The sequence below is a fragment of the Vreelandella hamiltonii genome, assembly GCF_014651795.1.
Taxonomy (GTDB): domain Bacteria; phylum Pseudomonadota; class Gammaproteobacteria; order Pseudomonadales; family Halomonadaceae; genus Vreelandella; species Vreelandella hamiltonii.
The window spans coordinates 17,682-41,493 of record NZ_BMXO01000017.1; the positions used below are offsets into that span (position 1 = coordinate 17,682).

The following is a 23,812-nucleotide window of genomic DNA, read 5'->3' on the forward strand; positions in this document are numbered from 1 at the left end:
TTCTCTTTGCTCATTTCAATGAAAAGCCTGGGGAGTAAGCTCCTCAGGCTTTTCGACAATATTGAATGTTGCGGGGACGTTTACCCGATCATCACCAGCCGCCCTGGCCTTCCAGCAGGCTGCGGATGTTGTTATCGAGGGGGAGTCGGAAGTCTGCACTGCCCAGCACCATGGCATCACCCGCACGCACTACCCGTGCGCTCACATACAGAGAGTCCTGACCTTGTGCATAGGTTCCCATGAGAATGGAGCGAGCATTGTGCTGAGAGCTCAAGCGTTGTACTTGCCTGGAGAGAATCAGCTCTCCCACATTCTCTTCGATGAACATGCTATCGCGCATCTTGACCTCCCGCACCTGCATGCCTTGCTGGGCAAGTGCCGAGGCCATGATCTCCGAACTGATGCGTCCAAAAGTGGACGACTGGCTCAAGTTGTCGATGCTGACGAAGGTGGCCGCAATCATGGGGCTATAGCGGGTAAGATCGGGGTTGCTTGCCATCATTTGCTGGGCAGCTTGATGTGCAAGTTCAGACAGGTCTGGTTTGGGCGCTTCAGGTTGGCTGCTGTTGCCAAGCGATGCGCAGCCCGTCAGCATCAATAGCGCAAGGCTCAGCGCAGCAGTGTTCATGGCGCGGCGGTAAGAGACAGGAAGCACCGTCATAAGCGTCAACAGCATAAAGGTTACCAAGTGTCGGTGATGGAAATAGTCGGCGTCGTGGGAGCCTGAGGCACTCTATGGGGTGCATACTGGCGCCGATCACCGGCATTAATGTAATAGATATTGGACGAAGAGTAGAGGATTTGATCCTGTTCAACGATCTGTGTGGTGACGATGATCTCTTCGTTGCTGGTGGGTGTCCAACTACCCCCGACAGAGTCGGCGAGGATACCGGCCGGGATCAGTGCCAGCCCAGGCTCACTCCAGTGGCGGATGGGAAAGCTGGCGACGGCAATGCCGGTTGCCAGCGCCGTGTAAGCACCAAAAGGCGGACGCGTATAGCCACGGTCACGATGCTGAACGACTTCCACATCGATCTGAACCGTTGCTCCGTTGGCACGGGGCTGGGTAGTGACGCTGCCACCGCGTGACACCAGCTCGCTGGTCAGCAGGGTTCTGAAGCCTCGTTCGAACTCTCCTCCACTGTAATAACTGCCGTACTGCGCGTGTTCGGGGGCGAGAATGTGCAGGTCGCGGAACCGTACCCGTTCGCTGGCCAGAATACCTGCCGCTTCATGTCGGGCCAGGACTTCCCAGTGCTGGGCAGCCTGCATGCGCTGTTGTTCACTGTAAGGGTAGGTGGTAGCAATCGGCGTTTGTGATGTGTTGGCGTAAAAACAGCCGCTTAGCATCAGGCCAACCGCGCCTAGCCCAAGTGGGGCAAGACAGCGGCGAGTGAGAGACAACAGAGGACGAATGCGCACCGGTAGTTCCTTATCGCTAGTAAACGGCTTTTTGATAGACTAGTTTGCCATGCTCATAGTAGATCGGCCACGAGGTTTAAAACTTGAATGAGTAACCCCCATGCTTGAGGACCATCGTAGCGGCCCTCGTCACGATTCGTTGCTGTCATCTTACCCGGAAGACGATAGCAACAATGGCTGGATGATCAGCTACATCGACATCATGACGCTACTGGTGGCGCTGTTCGTGATCATCATTGCTGCTGCCGGGGTCACTGGCCCCAACTGGAACCCGGAAGCACCTGACACCGAGATCAGTGAAAGCAGTGTGCCTACCTTGGAAGTTCCCCTGCCTGCGCTGTTGGATGAACGTCGCCAAAAGCGCAACATTGCTTATCTGAATGAGCCCGGAACGCTCAGCCCGATGGCCCTCAGCGCGGCCTTGGGGGTGGCTGGGCTGCCTGCACCGGTCATGGTGATGCCTGAACCCGCCGAGGTGCCGCCTTTGCTGGCGCTGGCACCTGTCGAGCCAGCATCGCCTGTCGCGCCGTTGCTGGAGCGTTACCTGCCTGCGCTGCCCACGCCGCTGCTTACCCATGAAACTCAGCGCTCGGGCCAGCCACTGGCAAATTACATGGTGCTGTTGACCGACCGCCCGCCCGTCAACGTCCAGCAGGTGGAGGACGAGGCCATCAGCAGTGCGTTGGCACTGGACGAGCAGTTGTCTGAACGGGTCGAATCGTCCCTTTACCTGCCTGACCTGGATGGCGTCGAGGTCTCCCGAGTAGCAGAAGGCATCAGCCTGCGCGTGCAGGATCAGCTGCTGTTTCCTTCAGCCACCGCTGGGCTGACCGAGGACGGTACATCGCTGGTGGGAAGCCTGCTGGAAACCATTCAGCGCTACGACGGTGAAGTCTGGGTCGAAGGGCACTCGGATAGTCAGCCGATCAATACCCCCGAGTTTTCATCCAACTGGGCGCTTTCCAGCGCACGGGCCATTGCCATCGTCGAAGCACTGGAGGCTGCAGGTGTCGAACCTGAACGGCTACGCGCGGTCGGTTTTGCCGACACTCGCCCACTGGAAGATAACAGCAGCGCCGAGGGGCGCGCCCGCAATCGACGTGTCGAAGTAGTGATTCACGTAGAGTAAATACCCGCATGCTGGCTTGGGGCAGCTCACTGTTGTAGGAGGAGGCTTCAGCCCGCGATGATTCCTGCACTCAGCTTGATATGGGGGCTGCCCAGGCAGTCGCCCAATGAAATTGGCCTCCCACAGGCAGGCTTGGGACTGCTTTGCTTTTGCTGAACAAAAAAGCCCGCCAGGGGGTGGCGGGCATCAAAGGGCTTGGCTCACTGCAGCCCACTGACATCTGATGAGGGGGTGTACGAGATCGCCAGTGGGTAAAATTCGAGTATAGCTATTTTTAAATGTTTGCCAAGGATTTGTGTAAAAATCTTTGTTGTTGTGTCGTTGTGGGCGCTCTATCAGATAATTATTGTACAGTTTCTGGCAATACTCCCGCCTCTTGGCCCCTGTTTATTTGCGCCATTTTGGTGCGCCTTCGCTTGCCCTATTTTGGTGCTGTCTTTATTGAGAGCTTTCGTGTGTTTTAATTATTTGATTTTAATTAACTAAATCGTTCTGGCATGCATTCTGCTTTGGTAGTTTCCTACCTTAGGTGCTTTTTTCGAAAGGCCATCACGTTCGGCTTTTGAATGACCTGATTACAGTTTGCAAAAGGTGCTGCCATGATCGAGTCCGCTAGTCCTGCACTACTTGACCCCGCGTTACAGCCGCGTCTGGTGGTCACTGATCTTGACGGTTCCTTGCTGGACCACCACAGCTACGACTTTTCGCCTGCGGCCCCTTGGCTTGCTCGCCTCAAGCAGTTGGGCGTGCCGGTCATTCCTGTCACCAGCAAAACGCGGGCCGAACTGGTGCCGCTACGTGAAGCGCTAGGGCTCACGGCAACGCCCTTCATTGCTGAAAACGGTGCCGTGATTGGTCTGCCGCCTGGCTGGTGCCATGCCAGCCTTGACCGACCGGGTAGCGGGCTGGACGGCGTGGTCATCAAGCACACGGGGGTCGATATCCGCTTTATCCGTGCGCGCCTGGCCATCTGGAAGCAGCGTCTCGACCTGCGGTTTACGCCCATGGGGGAGATGGAGGTGGCAGAGGTCATGGCCAGAACTGGCCTGGACGAGCCCCGTGCCAAAGCAGCCAAGCGGCGCGAGGGCAGCGAGCCGCTGATCTGGGAAGACGATGAAAATGCCTTGGAAAAATTGCGTGCTGCGCTGGAGGGCGATGGGCTGTCCATGACCCAGGGCGGCCGTTTCTGGCACGTCATGGCGCAGGCATCGGGCAAGGGAAGTGCGGTGAACTGGTTGATCCAGCGCTTTGCGTCGCTACGCGGGCGGCAGCCGCTTGCGCTGGGGCTAGGCGATGGCCCCAACGACGTTTCCATGCTGGAAGCCGTCGATCAGGCCGTGGTGATCAAAGGGTGCCATGACTTGAGGGTGGCGCCACACAACCGTGCGCTGTACCGCACCCAGGCAACCGGGCCAGCCGGATGGGCCGAGGGGGTGGCTCACTGGTGGGGGCGAGACGACCGCCGGCTAGCGGCGGAGCCCCATCTGCAAACCACCACGGCTTAACTCAACGAGGAAGCGCGCATGAGTGATTTTCATCAGAATGGCGTCATTACCGATTTTCATAATCTGACCCGTCGCCCCGTGGAAGATCTCGAGCGGGAGCTGTGCCAATTTGCCAAGCGCCGCCCCATGGGGTTGATTCTACCGTCGCTGTTTTCCGAGCTGGAAGGGCCTGCGCTGTCGGCCATTATCGATGAATTGGCCAAGGTGCCTTATCTCAACGAGATCGTGATTGGCCTGGACCGGGCCGACCGAGAGCAGTTTCTCTATGCTCGCGAGTTTTTTTCACGCTTGCCTCAGCACACCCGCATTCTGTGGAACGATGGTCCTCGGCTGCGAGCGCTGGATGCGGAGCTCGAGCATCACGGGCTAGGGGCGCTTGAACCTGGCAAAGGGCGCAACGTATGGTACTGCGCGGGGTATGTGCTGGCGTCAGGACGCTCGTCGGTGGTGGGGCTGCACGACTGCGATATTCTGACCTACGACCGCAGCTTGCTGGCGCGCTTGATGTATCCGGTGGCGCATCCGCGCTTCAACTACAGCTTCTGCAAGGGGTACTACCCACGCATTGCCGAAGGCAAGCTGAATGGTCGGGTGTCTCGTTTGATGGTGACGCCGCTGCTACGAGCATTGAAGACCGTGTGCGGCCCGCTGCCGTATCTGGATTACCTGGACAGTTTCCGCTACCCGTTGTCGGGGGAGTTTGCCATGCGCAGCGACGTGCTGGAGGGCATTCGCATTCCCGCCGATTGGGGGCTGGAAATTGGCGTGCTCTCGGAGCTACAGCGCAACTACTCGCATCGCCAGCTGTGCCAGGTAGATATTGCCGATGCCTACGACCACAAGCACCAGCCAGTGAGCGAAGAGGATGCCAGCGGTGGTTTGAACCGCATGAGCCTGGATATCGCCAAGGCACTTTATCGCAAGCTGGCCACGCAAGGCGTCAGTTTTAGTAGCGAAGATTTCCGTACCTTGAAAGCCACCTATTATCGGTTGGCCCTGGACTTGATCGAGGCCTATGACCACGACGCCACCATGAATGGCCTGAGTCTGGACCGCCACTGCGAAGAGCAGGCGGTAGAGCTGTTTGCCAGCAACCTGCTGGAAGCTGGCAACCTGTTTCTGGACAACCCGCGTGAGCGCCCATTCATTCCTAGCTGGAACCGGGTGCAGGCCGCTGTACCTGACCTGCTGACCCGGATGCACGAAGCGGTCGCGCTGGATAACCAGGGGGATGTGTAGGCCATGACAGCCTACGTTTGACGCCTAGAAATCGTCGCTGTGCGCCTGTGTGCTGGAAGGCGCCAGTGACAACGTCTTGGCTTGATGCCGTGACGCGTTGAGCTTGAAATTGCTGACCATCTGACGCAGCTGGGTGCTCAAATGCGCCAATTGCTGGGTAGCGTGGTTGCTTTGCTGCACCAGCCCGGCATTTTGCTGGGTCATCTGGTCCATCTGCGTTACGGCCTGGTTGACCTGCTCGATGCCGCTGCTCTGTTCGATGGTGGCCGCAGAAATTTCCTGGACCAGCGTGCTGAGCTGCTGGATGTCGCTCACCACGCCGTTGATGACATCACCGGTACTGCGCACTCGGCGGCTACCTTCGACCACCTGAGCATCGGCATTCTCGATCAGCCCCTTGATCTCCTGGGCGGCAGACGCGGAGCGGCTGGCCAGCTGGCGAACCTCATTGGCCACCACGGCAAAACCGCGCCCTTGCTCCCCTGCACGAGCGGCTTCCACGGAGGCATTCAGCGCCAGGATATTGGTCTGGAAGGCAATCGCATTGATCGTTTCGACGATGCTGCTCATGCGAGTGGCGCTTTCATTGATGGTCGCCATGGTATCGATCACCGAGGACATGGCGTCGCTACCCCGCTGGGCGCTTTCTGCGGTTTGGGAGGCCAGGCTGCGAGCGTGGTCGGCATGCTCTGCGTTCTGCTTCACTGTCGCGGTCAACTGCTCCATGCTGGAGGCGGTTTCCGCCAGCGACGCCGCCTGCTCTTCGGTGCGCGTCGAGAGCTCTTCATTGACACCTACGATCTGTTCTACCCCATTGTTGACCTGATCGGCGCCATGATGGATGTCGCTGATGGTGCCCGCCAGGGTTTCGCGCATCCGGTTGATGTCGAACAGCAGGCTGCTTTGATCACTTCCTTTCAATGCAGCGGCCTGGGTCAGGTCGCCATCGGCAATATGACGTACCACACTGGCCGCATAGCGGGGGTCACCGCCCAGCCGACGCGCCACGTCCCGGATCACCCAGCCCATCAGCAGCGTCACGGGCAGGCCAATGACCAGCAGAATGACTGCCGAACGTACCAGTCCAGCCACAAAGGCTGCATCGATATCGTCCACATAGACGCCTGCCGCCATGGACCAACCCCATTCGGGCAAGTGGGCCACATAGCTTACCTTGGGTGACTGGTCTTCACCCGAGATGCGCCGCGAGTAGTAATCCACGTGCCCGCCACCTGCCTGGGCCACATCGCGAAGTACGCTGTACAAGCGCATGCCGCTGGCGTCCTGGAAGTTGGTCATGTCTTCGCCACGCGGGCGATTGGGGTGGGACACGATGGCCAACTGGTTGTCGAACGCAAACACATATTCGCCTTCACCAAAGCGAACGCTGGCAAGGTTATCGATGGCCCGCTGCTGCGCTTCATCGACGCTCAGTTCACCGCTGGCGGCACGTGCTTGCAGATCGGCGATTTGGCCGTGGACGCTATGGACAATGTACTGAATGCTGTCGCGGCGCTCGTTGGCGATGGTTTGGCGGTTTTCCCAGGCCAGCCAGCCTACCAGGAGCAGCATGGCCACCCAGATGATGCCCAGCGTGCTCCAAAGTTTCTGTGTAGTAGTCAGGTTGTTCATGGCGTCCTTATATCGATTAGTTCAGTGGGTGAACCCTCACTCCTATCGGCCATGAGGCGACCTACCTTAGTCGAAAGGAGTGTTTTTAACTAAATTTTACAATTGCTAATTATAAAAAGTAATAACAATATAATGTTTTGGTGAGATACACTTGATGAAATGCACACTGCATGCGGTCAATTGCTGGAGGTCCATCATGCAACGCCCCGTCGTCACGCCCTTTTTCGATGAGCCAACCAACACGTTCAGTTACGTGGTGAGAGACCCTGATGGCACCGCCTGCGCCATCATCGACTCCGTGCTCGATTTCGACTATGCCGCTGGGCGAACCGATACCCGTTCAGCGGAGCAGATCATCGCGTTCGTGCGCCGTGAAGGGCTAAACGTGGCCTGGATACTGGAAACTCACGTCCATGCCGACCACCTTTCGGCGGCCCCCTATTTGCACGCCCAGTTGGGTGGCAAGACCGGCATTGGAGCGCACATCGTCGAGGTACAGGAGATCTTCGGCAAGGCCTTCAATGCCGGCACCGAGTTTGCCCGGGACGGTAGCCAGTTCGACGCGCTGTTCCAGGAGGGTGATACCTTCATGATTGGCGCGCTGGAAGCCAGCGTGCTGCATACGCCTGGCCACACCCCCGCCTGTTTGACCTATGTGGTGGGGGATGCCGCGTTTGTCGGCGATACGCTGTTCATGCCCGACTACGGCACCGCCCGCTGTGATTTTCCCGGTGGCGATGCCCGCACTCTCTATCGTTCGATTCAGAAAGTGCTGGCCCTGCCTGACACGACACGGCTGTTTCTGTGCCACGACTATAAAGCCCCAGGGCGTGACGTGTACCAGCACGAAACCAGCGTTGCCGAGCAGCGCCAGGCCAACGTTCATGTGCACGAGGGCATTAGTGAAGACGCCTTCGTGCGTATGCGCACCGAGCGAGATGCCACCCTGGGCATGCCTCGGCTGATCATCCCATCGGTGCAGGTCAACATGCGTGCTGGGGAGCTGCCCCCCGAGGAAGACAACGGTCAGGTGTATCTCAAGGTGCCGATCAATCGTTTCTGAATCTTTTCAACCCAAGTAATACGAGGAGCAGACGGTGGACGTAATGGCAAGCCTGCAAGGGCTGGTGGGGGGCGTGTTGATTGGGCTCTCCGCCGTTTGGTTGATGGGGGCGCTGGGGCGTGTTGCTGGCATCAGCGGGATCATTGGGGGGCTGGTGCTTCAGCGGCCCAAGGGCGATAGCGCTTGGCGGGTGGCTTTTTTGGCGGGCCTGGTCAGCGGCCCGCTGCTGGTCATGGCGCTGGGCGGAGGCCTGGGCAATGTGGCTGGCAGCCCCGGTGAAGTGATTGGCGCGCCTGCCGGTGGCGTTGCGTTGATGCTGTTGGCGGGCCTGCTGGTGGGGCTGGGCACCGGGCTGGGCAGCGGCTGCACCAGCGGCCACGGCGTATGTGGTTTGGCGCGTTTGGCGCCGCGTTCCATGGCGGCCACGGGCATGTTTCTGGTGACCGCCATCGCCACCGTGTATGTGGTGCGTCATGTCATTGGGGGTGGCGTATGAGCCGGGCTGCGTTGAAAACGGCAGCGGGCTACGTGGCAGGGCTGCTGTTTGGGTTAGGGCTAGCTATTTCCGGCATGACCGACCCAGCGAGGGTGCTGGGGTTTCTGGATATCGCGGGCGCCTGGGACCCCACGCTGATGTTCGTGCTGGGGGGCGCGGTGTGCACCACGTTTGTCGGTTATCGGCTGGTGTTTGCTCGGGGGCAGCCGCTGTTGGCCGGTGGCTTTCAACTGCCCACGCGCCAGGAGCTGGATGGCAAGCTGCTGGGCGGTGCGGCGCTGTTTGGTGTGGGCTGGGGGCTTTCCGGCTACTGCCCGGGGCCTGCCATTGCTTCTCTGGGCGGCGTCACGCTGCCGTTACTGGCCATGTTGGCGGCCATGGTGCTGGGCTGGTGGGGGGCTGCACGCCTGTCTCGCTAGCACCACTGAACCAACGTGGCATGTTGTCGCCCTTGCCCCTGTCGGCAGGGGCGTTTTTTTTGATCTGAGGCAAGGGTTTTCGACCGGCGCTTAACGCTCGGTTAATACGCTTTTGTCATGCTGCTTCCATAACAAGGAAACCGCTATGCACGTCCTATTGATTGAAGATGACCCGCTGGTGGCGTCGGGTATTCGCGCCGGACTGATGATGTATCACTTTGTGGTCGAACACGTGACGTCGTTACAGGCAGCGCGGCAGGCCATGCAGAGTGTCGCCAGCGACGTGGTCATCCTCGACCGTGGGTTACCGGATGGCGATGGCTTGACCCTGCTGCAAGCCTGGCGTGACGAGGGGGTCACCACCCCGGTACTGGTGCTCACGGCCAGAGATGCCGTGCGTGACCGGGTGGATGGGCTGCAAACCGGTGCTGACGACTACCTGATCAAACCCTTCGACCTGGATGAGCTGGTTGCGCGCCTGCATGCGCTGTTGCGGCGTGTGGCAGGACGCAGCCAGGGCTTGACCGTGCACGGCACCCTGACCCTGGACCCGGCTGCTCGAGAAGTGAGAGTGGCCGATCACCTGGTTGCCCTGTCGCGTCGTGAACTGGTGCTGCTGGAAGCTTTCCTGCATGCGCCGCGCAGCGTGCTTTCCGCCGACCAGCTCAAGGATAGCCTGTATGGCTTGAGCGACGATGTCGAAAGCAATGCGCTCAATGTGCACATTCACCACCTGCGGCGCAAATTGGGCAGCGGCATCATCGAAACCGTGCGTGGGTTGGGATATCGATTGGGCAAGCCCGAGGCGGTCCAGGTGCCCGGCCAACTGCCCAAGGGGCAACGATGAGCCTGCGCGCTCGGCTGCTGTTGACGCTGGGCATCACGCTGGTGCTGCTCTGGGGCGTGGCTGCCGCGTGGCTGTTGAACGATTTACAGGCGTCCTTTGTGCGCACCCTCGACCAGCGGCTGGCCCAGTCGGCGCGCATGGTGGCTGGGCTGGTCCATCAGCTGCCGCCAGAGGTGTGGGAGCAGAACATGACCGCTGCGCTTTCCATTCCGCCCATTGAAGGGCTTGCCTGCCAGGTGCACTCGCCGCGTGGTGAGATCATTGCGCGGACCCACGCCAATATGGAGGCCGTGTTGGCTCCCGGCCAACACGGCCATAGCTACCGTCAGGAAGGGGAGACCACCTGGCGTGTGTTCACCTACGAGCGAGGTGGGCTGATCATCACCACGGCAGACCGCATGGATGAGCGCAACCTGCTGCTGGGCGGCATCGTGCGGGTGGCGGTGGTGCCGTTCGTGGTGGCGCTGGTGGGTAGCCTGGTCGCCCTGTGGATTGGGGTATGGCGTGGGCTGGCGCCACTGTCACGTTTGCGCGCCTCCCTGGCCAGCCGCCACCCGGAAGCGCTGGCGCCGGTGTCTACCTATGGTGTGCCCAAGGAGATCAAGCCGCTGATCGACACGCTCAATGGGCTGCTGGTGCGCGTTCAACAGACGCTGGTGCGCGAGCAGCGCTTCACCAACGATGCCGCCCATGAGCTGCGTACGCCGCTAACGGCTATCAAGACCCACCTTCAAGTGGCGCAGCGGGCAGAAGGCCCGCTGGCACGCGAAGCCTTGAGCCACGCCGAAGAAGGCGTGGTGCGGTTGGCCGATACGCTGGATCAGCTGCTCACCCTGGCCCGGGTGGAAGGGCGCATGCGTTTCGACGATGGCGAACCCTGCAGCGTCGGCCCGGTGGTCGAGCTGGCCGTCACCGATAGCGTGGTCGACCCATCACAGTGCCGCGTGCCTGAGGCATTACCCGATGTGCAGCTGGCCATGCCTCGTGAGCTGGCGATTACCGCGTTGCGCAATCTGCTGGACAACGCCGTGCGCCATGGGCCTGCCAACGCGCTGATTCACCTGAGCGTGCAGCGTTGGGGTGGGCGGGTCACGTTCACCGTGGCCGACGAGGGGCCTGGGGTGGATGACGCCACGCTGAAACAGCTAACGCAACGATTCTGGCGGGCCAGCAAGCACCAGGGCAGTGGCCTGGGGCTGGCCATCGTGGCCGCCATCGCCGAGCGCTTTGGCGGCAGCGTTCACTTTGCCAATGCACCCACCGGAGGTTTCCTGGCCCACCTCACGGTGCCCGAAGTGTTACCGCCACACGCGTCATCACCACCAACGCCGTTACTGCAAGACCCAACATAACAAGCAATGCCAAGGGGGAAGAATGCCATACATCCAATCGACGCACGTTGGCCTGCTGGCGGGGGCCTGCCTGCTGGCAAGTGCTGCCATGGCCCAGGCGGGAGACCCGGAACGGGGGCAAACCGCCGCCGCCACTTGTGTTGCCTGCCACCAGGCAGACGGCAGCGGCATGAACATTCCGGGCGGCGAGTCCTGGCCGCGCCTGGCGGGGCTGAATGCCGACTATCTGGCCAAGCAACTGCACGACTATCAGTCCGGTGAGCGGCAAAACGCCACCATGCTGACCTTTGCCAACATGCTCAATGACCAGCAAATCGCCGATGTGGCTGCCTACTACAGCCAACTGCCCGCGACACCAGGCCAAGGCGGCGACGTGGAAGACAGTCTGCTGGCGCGTGGCCAGCAGCTGGCCGAACGTGGCGACTGGAACGCCTACATCGTGTCGTGTCAAAGCTGCCATGGGCCCGGCGGCTACGGAGTGGGCAGCGACTTTCCCGGGATTGCCGGGCAGCATGCAGGCTATATCAGCGCCCAATTGCACGCATGGAAAAACGATACCCGTCATAACGATCCACAACACCTGATGGGTGCCGTGGCCAAGCGCATGAGCGATGACGACATTGCCGCCGTCTCGGCCTGGTACGCCGCTCAACCCCCTCAACGCGACCAGGAGGCTAGCCAATGATGACGCGTCCAACGACCTTGACGTTCACCTTGTCGGGCGGCCTTCTGGCCTCGGCAGCCGCGCTGGCGCTCTATGCAGGCGCGGTGTCGGCCCAGCAGCCGCGTGCCGATGACGCCCTGGACATGCTGGTCCACGAGCCGCCCACCATGGACGACCTGGAAGCCTCCGATCTGCACCCGGAGCTCAAGAAAGTCATTCGCTACGGCTACGACCTGTTCACGGATACCCAGCAGCTGCGCGGTGAGTACGTGTACAACGATATGAACTGCTCCAGCTGCCACCTGGGAGAAGGGCGCGTGCCGTTCAGCGCGCCGGTATGGGCCGCCGCCATCACGCTACCGGATTTTCGTGGCAAGAATCAGCACGTCAACAATCTGGAAGAGCGCATTGCCGGATGTTTTGCCTACTCCATGAACGGCACACCGCCGGCATATGGCAGCGATGAAATGCTGGCGTTGAGCGCCTACCACCAGTGGCTGGCCACGGGGGCGCCCATGTACCCCGACAAGCCAATCTATGGGCGAGGCTTTCCAGCCCCCGAGCATGAAGAAGCGCCCAGCTATGCCCGAGGGGAAACGGCCTACCTGGAAAATTGCGCTCTGTGCCATCAGTCCGACGGCTCAGGCCACTACGAAAACGGGGAATACGTCTTTCCACCGCCCTGGGGCGATGGCTCCAACAACTGGGGGGCCGGCATTGTTCGGGTAGAAACCATGGCAGGCTTCATCTATCAGAATATGCCGCTGGGCCAGCCACGCTCGCTCACCGGCCAGCAAGCCTGGGACATCGCCTACTACATCAATAGCCAGGAGCGCCCCCAGGACCCACGCTACACCGGCGATATCGCCGAAACCGCCGAGCGCTTCGGCCCCACCTTCCACAACCGTTCGCTCTACGGCCACACCCGTGAGCATGACGGCCACGTCCTCGGCGACCACGACAACTACGGCGAAAACGGTAACATCCAACCCTGGAACGTCGGCGCCCCGCGTTTTCAGCACCTTTCGGAGGAGTAGCGGCTGTGGGGTGGGCGGCGGCTGCCCGTAACGATGAGGCCGCCGCCACGTTCGGTGGCTCCATCGGCAACGCTGGCGCGTTGCTTCGCGGGTGCGCTCCGCTTACGCCGCGCTACGGTATGTCGCCAACATCAACCCCAATACGTCACCACGTCAAATCGCGGCACCCCTGTAGCGCGGCGTAACGATTGAGCGAGAGCAACGAGCGAAAGAGGCACCCGCGGAGGCGGCGCCAGCCGGCCCAGGTTGATGACGGACGCGCTACTGTCCACGAGGCACCCGCGGAGGCGGCGTCAGCCGCCCCGATGGCGCCGCAGTTATTACACCAACACGAAATCTCTAAAAGCCACAGCCACCTTGGGCGTGGTGGCTAGTCTGGCCTCCATGCTTACGGTGCTTCGCTGCCCATCATGTCCAGAAGGCGGGCTTCGTTGGGCATGCCCTGGATGCGGTCGATGCGTAGCAGGCCTGTGTCGGTTTCGCGTTGGTAGGCGCTGGTGGGGGTGGCGTACAGTCCCAGCTCATCGAAAAGCTGGTTATTGGCATAGACCTGTTCTTCGATATCGCGAGGTTGCGCACTGGCGCTCAGGGATTCGCCGTCGCTATGGCGGTGCAGGGCCTCGGCGGGGTCGTCGGCACCGAGGAGGGTGGCGGCGAGGGCGGGGCTATTCGGCGCCAGAATGCCTACCATGATGTGGCGTAACTGAACTTCGCCTGCTTCCACCCAAGGGCGCGTCTGTTGCCATAGCTGGCGGCAGTAAGGGCAGTTGGCGTCGGTGAAGGTGTAAATCACGCGGGGGGCGTTCGGGTTGCCGTCCTGAATCCAGTGACTCTCTTCCAGCAGTTGCCAGGTTTCGGCTTCGAGCGGGACGCGCACATGTTCGTCCAGCTGCGCTTCGGTCAGGTCATTGCCCGCGCTGTCCATCAGTGTGCCGACAATGGCGTGTTCGCCGTCGGCGGTCAGGTAGATGGCCATGTCCTGGCCTTGCACGCTGGCACCATAGCCGCGCATGCCGCCGGGGGCCTCGAACTGCCCGTGAATGCTGATGCCCTGGTCGGCCAGGGCTTGCACCGGGGCGGGTAGAGCATCGGCCTGGCTGGTAATGGCAAAGCCGCTCAACGCAGCCAGCAGGGTCAGACGGCCCGTCTGAATGGGAAACATCCGTTGCATCACTTTATCCTCAAATAGGCCGCTATTGCGGCAGCGGGTAACTCATGATCACGCTGTAGAAGGCTTAACGAATACGTGATAGCCCATCGTTCAGGGTGGCTCGGGAAAGCTCGCCAAAGTGGGTGCTGACCAATTGGCCCTGGGCATCATAATAAAGCGTGGTGGGCATGGCATGGGCACCTGTCACTTGACCCAGCGCATTGCGCGGGTCTTGCCAGACGTTGTCGAGCTGAAAGCCATGTTCTGCCATGAAGCGGTTGATCTGTGGAAGACTCTCCCCCTGATTGACGAACACGAACGTCACGTCCTGCTCCTGCTGCTGAGCCGCTTCGAAGACCGGCATTTCGCGAATGCAGGGCGGGCACCAGCTGGCCCACAGGTTCACTACCATGGGTTGGCCCTGTTGCTGAGCCAGCTCCGGCAGGCTGATGGGGGTGTCTTCCAGGGTGCTGAGCGGGGTGGTGGGCAGCGGCCGGGTCTGCTGTTCGATGAGCAGGGTGCTGCCCAGCGTGACGCCCCACACCAGACCGCCGGTGAGCATGGCCGCGCCCAGCGGCGCGCGTTGACGCGGCGAGCGCCACAGTGCCCAGACGCCATACCCTATCCCGGCCAATGCACCGGCCAGCAGATCAAAACCACCGTCACGAATATCCAGCCGCGCGAGCAGGCCGTCGTATTCACCCCAGTAACGCACGACGAATACCAGCCTGGCCGCCAGCAGGGCGACCATCAGCAGGGTAAACAGGGTATCGCTGACCGAAACCTGCTGGCGCCTGCCCAGCAGGGCGCCCACCAACAGGGCGAGTAAGAAGGCAAAACCGATGATCAACTGATGCAGGCTGAATCCCATGGGGCCAATGGCCAGGCTTTGTTGCAACATAAACGCTCACGTATCCACCGTCGAATTGGATGGACAGTGTCGCAGGACAGGATTATTAAAGGATTATCTTGTTCTGTCCTGAGACGTTATGTCGCAAGGCGTCAGGCGTTAGCCACCAGCCAGAGCACGGCATAGGGAGGCAGGGATGCCAGCGGGTGAAGCGAAGACGAGGTATCCAGCGGCTGCCAGGCGTGCTGCTGCAGTCGCTGAGTCAATGCCTCGCCGCCCTGGTCGAGGGCTATGCGGCGGTCGGTGACGTTGAACAGGGCCAGCAAGCATCGGCCATCGGCCAGCGGACCGCGCTCGATGGCCAGCAGCTCTGCTGGCGTGCTGATGACCTGCTGGGGCACGTTGGGGTGAAAGCAGGGCTCCTGACGGCGAAGGTCCAACAGCCGACGCAGGGCATGGAAGACATCGTGGGTTGGGGTAGAGGGGCTTTCCAGCAGCAGCTCCAGTTCGTCCAGCGGCCAGCGACGCCGGTTGATGGAGCGCAGCCGCCCGCTGCGCTCGACGCCTTCGACATCGTTGAGCGTGCCGGTCAAGGTGTGCAGGTAGAGCGCAGGAATGCCTTGCAGGCTGAGCATGATGGCCTGACTGCACAGGAAGCGCGCAATTTGCCAAGGGTCGGGGCCGCGCCGGGTACCGCGCATGGCCTCGAACCAGGTAATGTTGATTTCGTAGGGCGTGTCGCTGCCGTCCGGGTTGCTGCGCATGCTGACGAAGCCACCGAAGCGGTGCATCAGCTCCAGCAGGGCGTCCCGTTCGTGGTCCGGCAGCAGGCCCTCCAGCGGGCGCACCCCGATGCCGTCGTGGCTGGCGGTAAAGTTGAGGTAAGTACAGTGTTCAGGCAGCACCGGCAGGCTGGATAGCCAGCCTTGCAGGGTGCTGGCCTCCCCACGGGTGAGGGTGTGCAGCAGCAGCGGGGGCAGCGCGAACTGGTACACCATGTGCGCCTCGTCCGGCGGGCCTTCCGCCAGGCGTTCGAGGCCGAAATAGCTGATGTTTTCGGCATGGGGCACGTTGGTTTCGGTGATGATCAAGGTGCCGGGGGCGATCTCATCGACGATGGCGCGTAGCAGGCGTACCACGGTATGGGTTTCGGGCAGGTGAATACAGGCCGTGCCCAGCCGCTTCCACAAGAATGCCACGGCATCGAGGCGGATGATCCTCACTCCCTGCTGCAGGTAAAACAGCAGGATGCCGACGAATTCCAGCAGGACATCCGGGTTCTCGAAATTCAGGTCGATCTGGTCTTCCGAAAACGTGGCCCACAGGTGGCGTGTGCCCCGGCGGGTGGAGACAGGCACGAGCAGCGGGCTACTGCGTGGCCGCGTGACCTGGGAAACATCGGTGTCAGGGTCCACCTCGATAAAGTAGTCCCGCCCCGGCAGGCTGCCGGTCAGGTAATCCACGAACCACAGCGATTCACGGGAAACGTGGTTGAGCACCAGGTCGCCCATCACGTCATAGTGGCTGGCCAGGTCACGGATATGCGACCAGTCTCCCAGTTCGGGGTTGACCTCCCGGTAATGGATGACCGAAAAACCGTCGTCGCTGCTCCAGGGAAAGAAGGGCAGCACGTGCACCCCGCTGATCGTCTCGCCCAAGTGGCGCTGCAGAAAGTGGTTCAGTACGCCCAGTGGGGGCGTGCCGTCTGCCACGATGGAGTCACCATAGCTGATGACCCACTGATCCTTTTCGCTCCATGTTGGTGCGCCGTCGCTGGGCGTGCCTGTGGAGGGGGCAGAGGGGAGTAGCGGCCGGAAGTGTGCCAAGTGCTGTTCGAGGCGTCGCTGTACCTCTCCTGCGCGCTCGCCGTACAGGTGGGTCAAGTAACGCTGTAGCCTGAGCTCAAATGCCGTCATGGATGCCTCCCTTTCAATCAACCTTCGACAAACGCTGCAGCTTGTGTGCCAAATCGTTACAATATAGGTGAATAGTGTGCGAAATGACGTACAAGTCATGCGTCTGCCGCTTTTGCAGGCATGACAAGCGGTAATGGGACGGTTTACCCAACGATCCTTGGATGGATCTTAAAAATAGCTTACAAAACAGTGGATACCAGGAGGCTCGCTGGCCTGGCGGGTATCCATGGGCTGACACGCTGAGCGCACTTGCAGGTGCGTACCGACAATAGGTTGACTGCCATGCATTGTCCTTTTTGTGGTGCAAACGATACACGAGTGACGGACTCACGCCTGGTGGCAGAAGGTGATCAGGTGCGTCGTCGCCGCCAGTGTGCAAGCTGCCACGAGCGCTTCACGACGTACGAAACGGCAGAGCTGATCATGCCCAGGGTGGTGAAGTCGGATGGCTCCCGGGAGACCTTCAATGAAGCCAAGCTGCGGGCAGGCATGTTGCGGGCGTTGGAAAAGCGCCCGGTAAGTGCCGAAGCCATCGAGGCGGCTGTGGAGCGTATCCGTCAGACCTTGCGGGCACGAGGCGACCGAGAGGTGAATGCCCGTGAAGTGGGCGAGGCGGTGATGAAGGCACTGCGTAGCCTGGATCAGGTGGCGTACATTCGCTTTGCATCGGTGTACCGCAAATTCCAGGATCTGGAAGAGTTTCGGGCTGAAATCGACCGGTTGGCTCAAGAGCCGGGTGACGATGCTTCCTCCGGTGCCGCCTCTTCCGAGGTCAAGTGATGAGCCTGTTCTCGATTGCCGACCACGGGTTCATGGCGCGCGCCTTGCAGTTGGCTCGCCAGGGCCTGTATACCACGGACCCCAACCCTCGCGTGGGGTGTGTCATCGTTGGCTATGATCGTTTGGCCGAGGGCCAGGTGGTGGGGGAAGGCTACCACCTGCGCGCCGGTGAGCCTCATGCCGAAGTGCATGCGTTGGCAGCCGCTGGGGAGCAGGCCCGGGGGGCCACGGCCTATGTGACGCTGGAGCCCTGTTCCCATACCGGGCGTACCGGCCCCTGTGCCGTGGCGCTGGCCAATGCAGGCGTAGGGCGCGTGGTGGTGGCCATGGAAGACCCCAATCCGCAAGTGAGTGGGCGGGGGATTGCCCACTTGAAGGCTGCCGGTATCGAAGTCCTCGTGGGTCTGCTGGAACAGGATGCTCGGGCGCTCAATCCTGGGTTCGTGTCGCGCATGCAGTCACGGCGACCATTCGTGCGCTTGAAAATGGCGATGAGCCTCGATGGTCGAACGGCCATGGGATCGGGGGAGTCGCAGTGGATCACTGGCCCGCAGGCGCGCACCCAGGTGCAGCGCCTGCGAGCACGCTCCAGCGCGATTCTCAGTGGCGTGGAGTCCATGATCATGGACGATGCGCGGCTGACGGTGCGTGCCGAACAGCTGGGGCTGCCCCAGGCCGATGAGATCGTGCTGCGCCAACCGCTGCGGGTCATTCTGGATTCTCGGTTGCGGCTGCCGCTGGCGGCGGCCTGCCTGCGCGAGCCGGGGCGCACGCTGATCATCACCACCGACCAGCACAGCCCCGACAAGCGTCAGCGGCTGGAAGCGGCCGGTGCCGAGATCCAGGTCTTGCCCAGCGCCGCCGACGGGCGTGTCGAGCTTGCTGACATGCTGCGCTGGTTAGCCGATAATGAGCAGGTAAACGAGCTGTTGGTAGAGACCGGTGCGACGCTGGCCGGGGCGCTGCTGGATGCGCAGCTAGTCGATGAGTTGCAGCTGTTCGTCGCCCCCACGCTGCTGGGAGGCGACGCCCGCCCGCTGTTCGAGCTGCCGGGGATCACCCGAATGGCGGATCAAAAGCGCCTGGTGATCAAGGAGTCCCGCCAGGTAGGCCAGGACTGGCAGATTATCGCGACCCCCGTGATCGACTAGCGCAAGCGGCCATAGCAAGGTACCCTGACGCCCGAAATCGCATCCCATGCGACCACTTTTTTTGGAGATTCCATGGCGCACTCCGCTTCTGAGGGCCTGTCCCCTATCGCCGAGCTGGTAGAAGACATTCGCCAGGGCAAAATGGTGATCCTCATGGACGATGAGGATCGCGAAAACGAAGGCGATATCATCATGGCGGCCGAACTGGTCAAGCCAGAGCATATCAACTTCATGGCGCGTTACGCCTGCGGTCTGATCTGCATGCCCATGACCCGGGAACGCTGCGAGCAGCTCAACCTGCCGCTCATGGTGCGTGACAACGGGTCCGGTTTTGGCACCAAGTTCACGCTGTCCATCGAGGCGACCGAAGGCGTGACCACCGGCATCTCTGCCGCGGACCGTGCACGTACAGTGCAGGCCGCCGCCGCACCCAATGCCAAGCCCACGGATATCGTGCAGCCAGGTCATATCTTTCCGCTGATGGCCGAGCCGGGTGGCGTACTGCGCCGGGCAGGGCACACCGAAGCGGCCTGCGACCTGGCGGCGCTGGCAGGGCTCGACCCCAGCGGCGTGATCTGTGAAATCATGAACGACGATGGCAGCATGGCGCGTCGTCCCGAGCTGGAAGCCTTCGCCAAGGCCCATGGCATCAAGATCGGCACCATTGCCGATTTGATCCACTACCGGATCGTCAACGAACAGACCGTCGATGCCATCGAGACCAGCCGTGTGTCCACGGTGCATGGCGAGCTGGCGCTGCATGTGTTCCGTGACCGCATTCAGGGCGCTCACCACCTGGCGCTGGTGAAAGGCCAGCCCACCGCCGAGCAGCCCACCACGGTTCGTGTACACTTGGCCGATACGCTGCGCGACGTGCTGGGGCTGATGAAAGGCGAACAGTGCCGCTGGGATTCCCACCGCGCCCTGCGTGAAATCGCCGAAGCGCCCGCCGGTGTGTTCGTCCTGATCGATGACGGACGGCCGCATCAGGATCTCAAAGACCAGCTGGACATCTTCCTGGATCGGGTACGCCAACCGCGTACCAATGACTCGGATGGAGCCGGCAACTATTTAACCATTGGTACGGGTTCGCAAATTCTGCGCCATCTGGGCGTCGGCAAGATGCGGCTACTCAGCTCCCCGTGGAAATTCTCGGCGCTTTCCGGGTTCGATCTTGAAGTGGTCGAGCGCCTGGGGCCCAACGACACGGCGTATGAGCCAACTACTCAGCAGGAATAAATCGATGCAATCCCTTTCGCAAGTTGAAGGCACTTTTGTCGACGTAGATGGCCGTTATGTCATCGTGGTGGGGCGTTTCAACCACCATGTGGTCGATAGCCTGGTAGAAGGCGCAGTGGACAGCCTGACCCGCCACGGCGTCGATGCCGAGCAAATCCATATCGTGCACGTGCCGGGAGCCTGGGAACTGCCGTTGGCAGTCAAGCGCGTGCTCCGCGTCATGAAGCCGGATGCCGTCATCGCGCTGGGCGCGGTCATTCGTGGTGGCACGCCGCACTTCGAATACGTGGCGGGTGGCTGCAACACGGCCATCAATCACCTGCAGCTGGAGTTCGACACGCCGGTCGCCAACGGCGTGCTGACCGTGGAATCCATCGAACAGGCCATCGAACGAGCGGGCACCAAAGCAGGCAATAAAGGCACCGAAGCCGCCATGGCCGCCATGGAAATGGTATCGCTGCTGCGCGCACTGCCCGCAGGAGATGACCAATGAGCGAGCGACGTGAGCGCAAGTCCTCTGCAGCACAGCAGGGACGCCACGCCGCAAGGGAGTTGGCGGTACAAGGGTTATATCAATGGCACATGACCGGCAAATCGATCTCGACCATCGAAGCCGAGTTTCGTAGCCAGAAGGCGGACGACGACCTGGAAGACCACGAGAACTGGGTCAAGGTCATGGAAATCGCCGACAAAGCGCTGTTTCATGAGCTGCTGCACAACACGGTGCGCTTCAAAGCCGAGCTGGATCGTGACATTGCACCGCTGCTGGATCGTCGTCTGGAAGACCTGGACGCGGTAGAACTGGCCATTCTGCGCCTGGGCGCTTACGAGCTCTCGCGCCGCATGGAAGTGCCTTACCGCGTGGTCATTAACGAAGGCGTTGAGCTGGCAAAATCGTTTGGCGCCACCGACGGCCATAAGTACGTGAATGGCATTCTCGACAAGCTGGCCAACCGCTTGCGAAGTGCCGAAGTCAGCGCCCGCCGCTTGTAAGCGGGCGACCTGATCAAGCGTTTAAGGGGCCTTTGTGCTTGCCGAATTTGATTTGATTCGACGTTTCTTCATGTCGCCGCAGGAGGCGAAAGCGACGGATGGCGTTGCCCTGGGATGCGGCGATGACGCCACCTTACTGCTGCCCCAGTCGGGGCAGCAGCTCGTGGTCAGTGTGGATACCTCCGTGGTAGACGTGCACTTTCCCCATGATGCGCCTGCCCATGCGGTCGGCCATCGCGCCCTGGCCGTGGCGCTCAGCGACCTGGCGGCCATGGGGGCACGCTCCCGCTGGTGCTTGATGGCGCTGACCCTCGACCAGCGTGCGTTCCCCAGCAGTGCGGCTGCCGAGGCGTGGCTATCGGGCTATGCCGATGGCTTCCATGACCTGTGCCGTCGGCATGAGACCACGCTGGCGGGGGGCGATGTCACCGCAGGAGCGCTGAGCATAGCCGTGACGGTGATGGGAGAAGTGCCCTCCGGTGAAGCATTGACCCGCTCCGGGGCTCGTGCCGGCGATGTGATTGCCGTCACGGGCGCTTTGGGCGGTGGTGCGGGCGGGCTAGCGCTGTGGCAACAGGGTGAAAGAGACATGCAGCACCCGTTGCTCCAGCGCTATCTGTTGCCCCAGCCTCGCCTGGCGGCGGGTGTTGCCTTGCGTGACCTGGCCAGCGCGGCGCTGGATATCTCCGATGGCCTGCTGGCGGATCTCACGCATCTTTGTGAAGCTTCCCAGGTGGGGGCTGCGCTGGAAGCAGAGCAACTGCCGCTGGCGGAAGGGCTGGAAGCCTGTCTGGGCGCGCAAGCAGCCCAGCGGGCAGCCCTTTCCGGAGGCGACGACTACGAGCTGCTGGTCACGCTCCCCCCGTCGCACGTTTCCCTGGCCAGGCAACGGCTGGCAGAGCAGGGGATCGCGCTCAGCGTGATTGGCCAGTGCACCGATACGCCTGGCATCACCGGCGTGGCGCCGTTGGCCGAGTCTGGCTGGCAGCACTTTCGTGGGGGTGTCCAATGAACCGTGCACCGGCCAGCGTCTGGCGACGCCCCACTCACTTCTTCGCCTTTGGCCTGGGGAGTGGCACCGTGCCCTGGGCGCCGGGCACCTTCGGCACGCTGGCGGCGATTCCCTTCTATTGGATGATGGCGGACCTGCCGCTGGTCTGGTATCTCAGTATCGTGTTCGTAGCCTTCATCGTCGGTGTCTGGCTATGCGATAAAACTTCCCATGACCTGGGGGTACACGACCACTCCGGCATCGTCTGGGACGAGTTCGTCGGTTACTGGATCACCATGGCCGCCGTGCCCTTTTCCTGGGAAGCGGCCATCTGGGGGTTCATCGTCTTTCGTATTTTCGATGTGTTCAAGCCCTGGCCCATCCGTTGGGCCGACCGCCGAGTGGCGGGGGGCTTTGGCATCATGATCGACGACGTCATGGCAGGCATCTACGCCTGGAGTACCATGCACTTATGGTTCTGGCTCCACTAGTCGACGCCCGATAGCAGGCGCTGCGCTTTGTCAGGAGGCCATACAAGGAGATAGCATGCGCAAGGAACGTCTGATCGTGCCTATCCTCTCGGTGATTGCCGTGATATGGATGGTCGCGCAACTGCTATCGAGCATTCTGTTCGAACGGAGCCTGCGTCAGGCGCTGGAAGACCTGGAAGCCCGAGGTGAATGGCGGGTAGAGCGCCTGGATAGCCGTCAGGGCTGGTTGACCTCCCGTGGTCAGCTCGTGCTGTCGCCCTTGCTGGGCCGCCCCTGGCGGCTGGAGTTGACCTACCACGCCCGCCACGGCCTGCTCTCTACCGATGTGCAGGGCACGCTGTTGCCTCGCCTGGACAGCGTGCTGCAAAAAGCCGTGGGCGATGTATCTGCCCCTTCCGTGCCGCGTTGGCAGGGTCGCTATCAGACGCTGAGTGGTCGCACCGAGCTGCGTTTGGCGCTGGCCCCCTTCGTGATCCAGCAGAATGGTCGGGAACTGGATGTTCGGGGCGCTCGGGTTCGCCTGGAAGGCATGTTTGGCGATTGGCGCCTGCGGGGATTGTTCGACCAGTTGACGCTGACCGATGGCTTGTCTCAATTGACACTGGGGCCCACCACCCTGGAAAGCCGCTATACCTACATCGACGATGCCTACCATTTCACCCAGCGTGACCACCTGCGCATCGACCGCCTGTCGATGCACTACCCCGCCTACGATATCCAGATCACCCCGCTGGATCTCTACAGCCAGATGACGCTGGATGAAACCGAGCTGAGCATTCAGGGAGAGCTGGTGCTGGGCGAGGTACTGGTGCCCAGCGAAGCGCCGGAGACACCGCTGCTGAGCGGCCGTGTCGCGGCCGAACTGTCGCGGCTGAACGGTGATGCCGTGCGACAGGTGATCCGTCGGCTGCGCCAGGAAGCTGCCTGGGGAGATACCGCGCTGCCCATGGCCGAAGGGCTGCTGGCGCGGCTGGAACCTGATCTGCTGCAAGTATTGAGCGACTCTCCACGGCTCGATGTCACCACCATCGAACTCGATAGCCCGCTGCTCGGCCTGCAAGTTGCCGCAGACGGGGCGCTGTTTTTCGACGGTCGACAGCTGGATAGATTGCGCGTCGTCTCGCTGGACAAGCCCGAGGAGCAAGCGCGCTGGCGGGCACGTATCGACGGCGACTTCATCTGGCACGACGCCCCTACCGTAGCGGCCCTGTGGCTGGGGTTGCCCCTCGGTACCCGGGAGCTGCAGTTCGACGTGGTGCGCGGCGTCTGGCGCGTCAATGGTCGTCCCATGCCGACACTGTGGCCGTAACGTTCCACCAATAAGTACGCTGTCAAATGGCGCTCAGGGTTGAAGTTTTCCCTGGCTGCCCACATCCCAGTAACCATACGAAGCGGCGACAGTGGCAGGCAAACCACTTGCTGGCCACTGCTGCTGGTTACTGTGGA

The 23,812-nt window shown here is 61.5% G+C and carries 24 protein-coding genes; 18 read left to right on the forward strand and 6 right to left on the reverse strand.

Annotated features, from left to right (window positions below):
- Positions 1-91: 91 nt before the first annotated feature.
- Positions 92-676, reverse strand: a complete 585-nt coding sequence (locus IE061_RS15195; protein WP_268992390.1) for a FlgO family outer membrane protein — start codon at positions 674-676, stop codon at positions 92-94.
- 5 nt (positions 677-681) lie between these two features.
- On the reverse strand, positions 682-1,350 hold the full coding sequence (locus IE061_RS15200; protein WP_052196507.1) for a hypothetical protein: 669 nt from the start codon (positions 1,348-1,350) through the stop codon (positions 682-684).
- Positions 1,351-1,522: 172 nt separating this feature from the next.
- Here IE061_RS15200 and IE061_RS15205 point away from each other — a divergent pair, with 172 nt between their 5' ends.
- The 3 genes from IE061_RS15205 to IE061_RS15215 all read left to right on the forward strand — a co-directional run bounded on the left by IE061_RS15205 (position 1,523) and on the right by IE061_RS15215 (position 5,295).
- On the forward strand, positions 1,523-2,551 hold the full coding sequence (locus IE061_RS15205) for an OmpA family protein (protein WP_193461973.1): 1,029 nt from the start codon (positions 1,523-1,525) through the stop codon (positions 2,549-2,551).
- A 599-nt stretch (positions 2,552-3,150) separates the two neighbouring features.
- Positions 3,151-4,056, forward strand: a complete 906-nt coding sequence (locus IE061_RS15210) for an HAD-IIB family hydrolase (protein WP_193461974.1) — start codon at positions 3,151-3,153, stop codon at positions 4,054-4,056.
- 18 nt (positions 4,057-4,074) lie between these two features.
- The gene (locus tag IE061_RS15215) at positions 4,075-5,295 is read left to right on the forward strand and encodes a glycosyltransferase family protein (protein ID WP_193461975.1); all 1,221 of its coding nucleotides are present in this window, start codon (positions 4,075-4,077) and stop codon (positions 5,293-5,295) included.
- A gap of 24 nt (positions 5,296-5,319) precedes the next feature.
- Here IE061_RS15215 and IE061_RS15220 read toward each other — a convergent pair whose 3' ends face one another.
- On the reverse strand, positions 5,320-6,927 hold the full coding sequence (locus IE061_RS15220; protein WP_193461976.1) for a methyl-accepting chemotaxis protein: 1,608 nt from the start codon (positions 6,925-6,927) through the stop codon (positions 5,320-5,322).
- 196 nt (positions 6,928-7,123) lie between these two features.
- Here IE061_RS15220 and IE061_RS15225 point away from each other — a divergent pair, with 196 nt between their 5' ends.
- The 7 genes from IE061_RS15225 (at position 7,124) to IE061_RS15255 (ending at position 12,805) form a co-directional block, all read left to right on the forward strand.
- Positions 7,124-7,990 (forward strand): MBL fold metallo-hydrolase, encoded by an 867-nt coding sequence (locus IE061_RS15225; RefSeq protein WP_193461977.1) that lies wholly within the window; start codon positions 7,124-7,126, stop codon positions 7,988-7,990.
- 34 nt (positions 7,991-8,024) lie between these two features.
- Positions 8,025-8,486 (forward strand): YeeE/YedE family protein, encoded by a 462-nt coding sequence (locus IE061_RS15230; RefSeq protein ID WP_084123833.1) that lies wholly within the window; start codon positions 8,025-8,027, stop codon positions 8,484-8,486.
- On the forward strand, positions 8,483-8,905 hold the full coding sequence (locus tag IE061_RS15235; RefSeq protein WP_016913283.1) for a DUF6691 family protein: 423 nt from the start codon (positions 8,483-8,485) through the stop codon (positions 8,903-8,905). Before IE061_RS15230 ends, IE061_RS15235 begins: the two co-directional genes overlap by 4 nt.
- Before the next feature lie 145 nt (positions 8,906-9,050).
- Positions 9,051-9,752 (forward strand): response regulator, encoded by a 702-nt coding sequence (locus IE061_RS15240; protein WP_039183774.1) that lies wholly within the window; start codon positions 9,051-9,053, stop codon positions 9,750-9,752.
- Positions 9,749-11,104, forward strand: a complete 1,356-nt coding sequence (locus IE061_RS15245) for an ATP-binding protein (protein ID WP_193461978.1) — start codon at positions 9,749-9,751, stop codon at positions 11,102-11,104. The genes IE061_RS15240 and IE061_RS15245 overlap by 4 nt, the downstream gene beginning before the upstream one ends.
- A 22-nt stretch (positions 11,105-11,126) precedes the next feature.
- The gene (locus IE061_RS15250) at positions 11,127-11,789 is read left to right on the forward strand and encodes a c-type cytochrome (protein ID WP_193461979.1); all 663 of its coding nucleotides are present in this window, start codon (positions 11,127-11,129) and stop codon (positions 11,787-11,789) included.
- Positions 11,786-12,805: a c-type cytochrome gene (locus tag IE061_RS15255; protein ID WP_016913287.1), complete on the forward strand. Its 1,020-nt coding sequence runs from the start codon at positions 11,786-11,788 to the stop codon at positions 12,803-12,805. The genes IE061_RS15250 and IE061_RS15255 overlap by 4 nt, the downstream gene beginning before the upstream one ends.
- Before the next feature lie 388 nt (positions 12,806-13,193).
- Here IE061_RS15255 and dsbG read toward each other — a convergent pair whose 3' ends face one another.
- The 3 genes from dsbG to IE061_RS15270 all read right to left on the reverse strand — a co-directional run bounded on the left by dsbG (position 13,194) and on the right by IE061_RS15270 (position 16,721).
- Positions 13,194-13,976, reverse strand: coding sequence for a thiol:disulfide interchange protein DsbG (gene dsbG / locus IE061_RS15260; RefSeq protein ID WP_193461980.1), 783 nt, complete (start codon positions 13,974-13,976; stop codon positions 13,194-13,196).
- 64 nt (positions 13,977-14,040) lie between these two features.
- A complete protein-coding gene (locus IE061_RS15265) occupies positions 14,041-14,856 on the reverse strand; it encodes a TlpA family protein disulfide reductase (RefSeq protein ID WP_016913289.1) in 816 nt (271 codons plus the stop codon).
- Between the two features lie 101 nt (positions 14,857-14,957).
- A complete protein-coding gene (locus IE061_RS15270; RefSeq protein WP_193461981.1) occupies positions 14,958-16,721 on the reverse strand; it encodes a sugar phosphorylase in 1,764 nt (587 codons plus the stop codon).
- Between the two features lie 282 nt (positions 16,722-17,003).
- Here IE061_RS15270 and nrdR point away from each other — a divergent pair, with 282 nt between their 5' ends.
- The 8 genes from nrdR to IE061_RS15310 all read left to right on the forward strand — a co-directional run bounded on the left by nrdR (position 17,004) and on the right by IE061_RS15310 (position 23,675).
- Positions 17,004-17,501: a transcriptional regulator NrdR gene (gene nrdR / locus IE061_RS15275; protein WP_193461982.1), complete on the forward strand. Its 498-nt coding sequence runs from the start codon at positions 17,004-17,006 to the stop codon at positions 17,499-17,501.
- Entirely contained in the window at positions 17,501-18,652 is a 1,152-nt protein-coding gene (gene ribD, locus IE061_RS15280; protein WP_193461983.1) for a bifunctional diaminohydroxyphosphoribosylaminopyrimidine deaminase/5-amino-6-(5-phosphoribosylamino)uracil reductase RibD, read from the forward strand. Before nrdR ends, ribD begins: the two co-directional genes overlap by 1 nt.
- Before the next feature lie 72 nt (positions 18,653-18,724).
- Positions 18,725-19,891, forward strand: coding sequence for a bifunctional 3,4-dihydroxy-2-butanone-4-phosphate synthase/GTP cyclohydrolase II (ribBA, locus tag IE061_RS15285; protein ID WP_039183682.1), 1,167 nt, complete (start codon positions 18,725-18,727; stop codon positions 19,889-19,891).
- A gap of 4 nt (positions 19,892-19,895) precedes the next feature.
- Positions 19,896-20,384 carry a 6,7-dimethyl-8-ribityllumazine synthase gene (ribH, locus tag IE061_RS15290; RefSeq protein ID WP_039183684.1) on the forward strand — a complete coding sequence of 163 codons (489 nt, stop codon included), beginning with the start codon at positions 19,896-19,898 and terminating at the stop codon, positions 20,382-20,384.
- Positions 20,381-20,884, forward strand: a complete 504-nt coding sequence (nusB, locus tag IE061_RS15295) for a transcription antitermination factor NusB (RefSeq protein ID WP_016913295.1) — start codon at positions 20,381-20,383, stop codon at positions 20,882-20,884. The genes ribH and nusB overlap by 4 nt, the downstream gene beginning before the upstream one ends.
- 34 nt (positions 20,885-20,918) lie before the next feature.
- On the forward strand, positions 20,919-21,896 hold the full coding sequence (thiL, locus tag IE061_RS15300) for a thiamine-phosphate kinase (protein ID WP_193461984.1): 978 nt from the start codon (positions 20,919-20,921) through the stop codon (positions 21,894-21,896).
- On the forward strand, positions 21,893-22,366 hold the full coding sequence (locus IE061_RS15305; RefSeq protein ID WP_039183688.1) for a phosphatidylglycerophosphatase A family protein: 474 nt from the start codon (positions 21,893-21,895) through the stop codon (positions 22,364-22,366). The genes thiL and IE061_RS15305 overlap by 4 nt, the downstream gene beginning before the upstream one ends.
- A gap of 55 nt (positions 22,367-22,421) precedes the next feature.
- The gene (locus IE061_RS15310; RefSeq protein WP_081138198.1) at positions 22,422-23,675 is read left to right on the forward strand and encodes a DUF945 family protein; all 1,254 of its coding nucleotides are present in this window, start codon (positions 22,422-22,424) and stop codon (positions 23,673-23,675) included.
- Positions 23,676-23,812 lie beyond the last annotated feature (137 nt).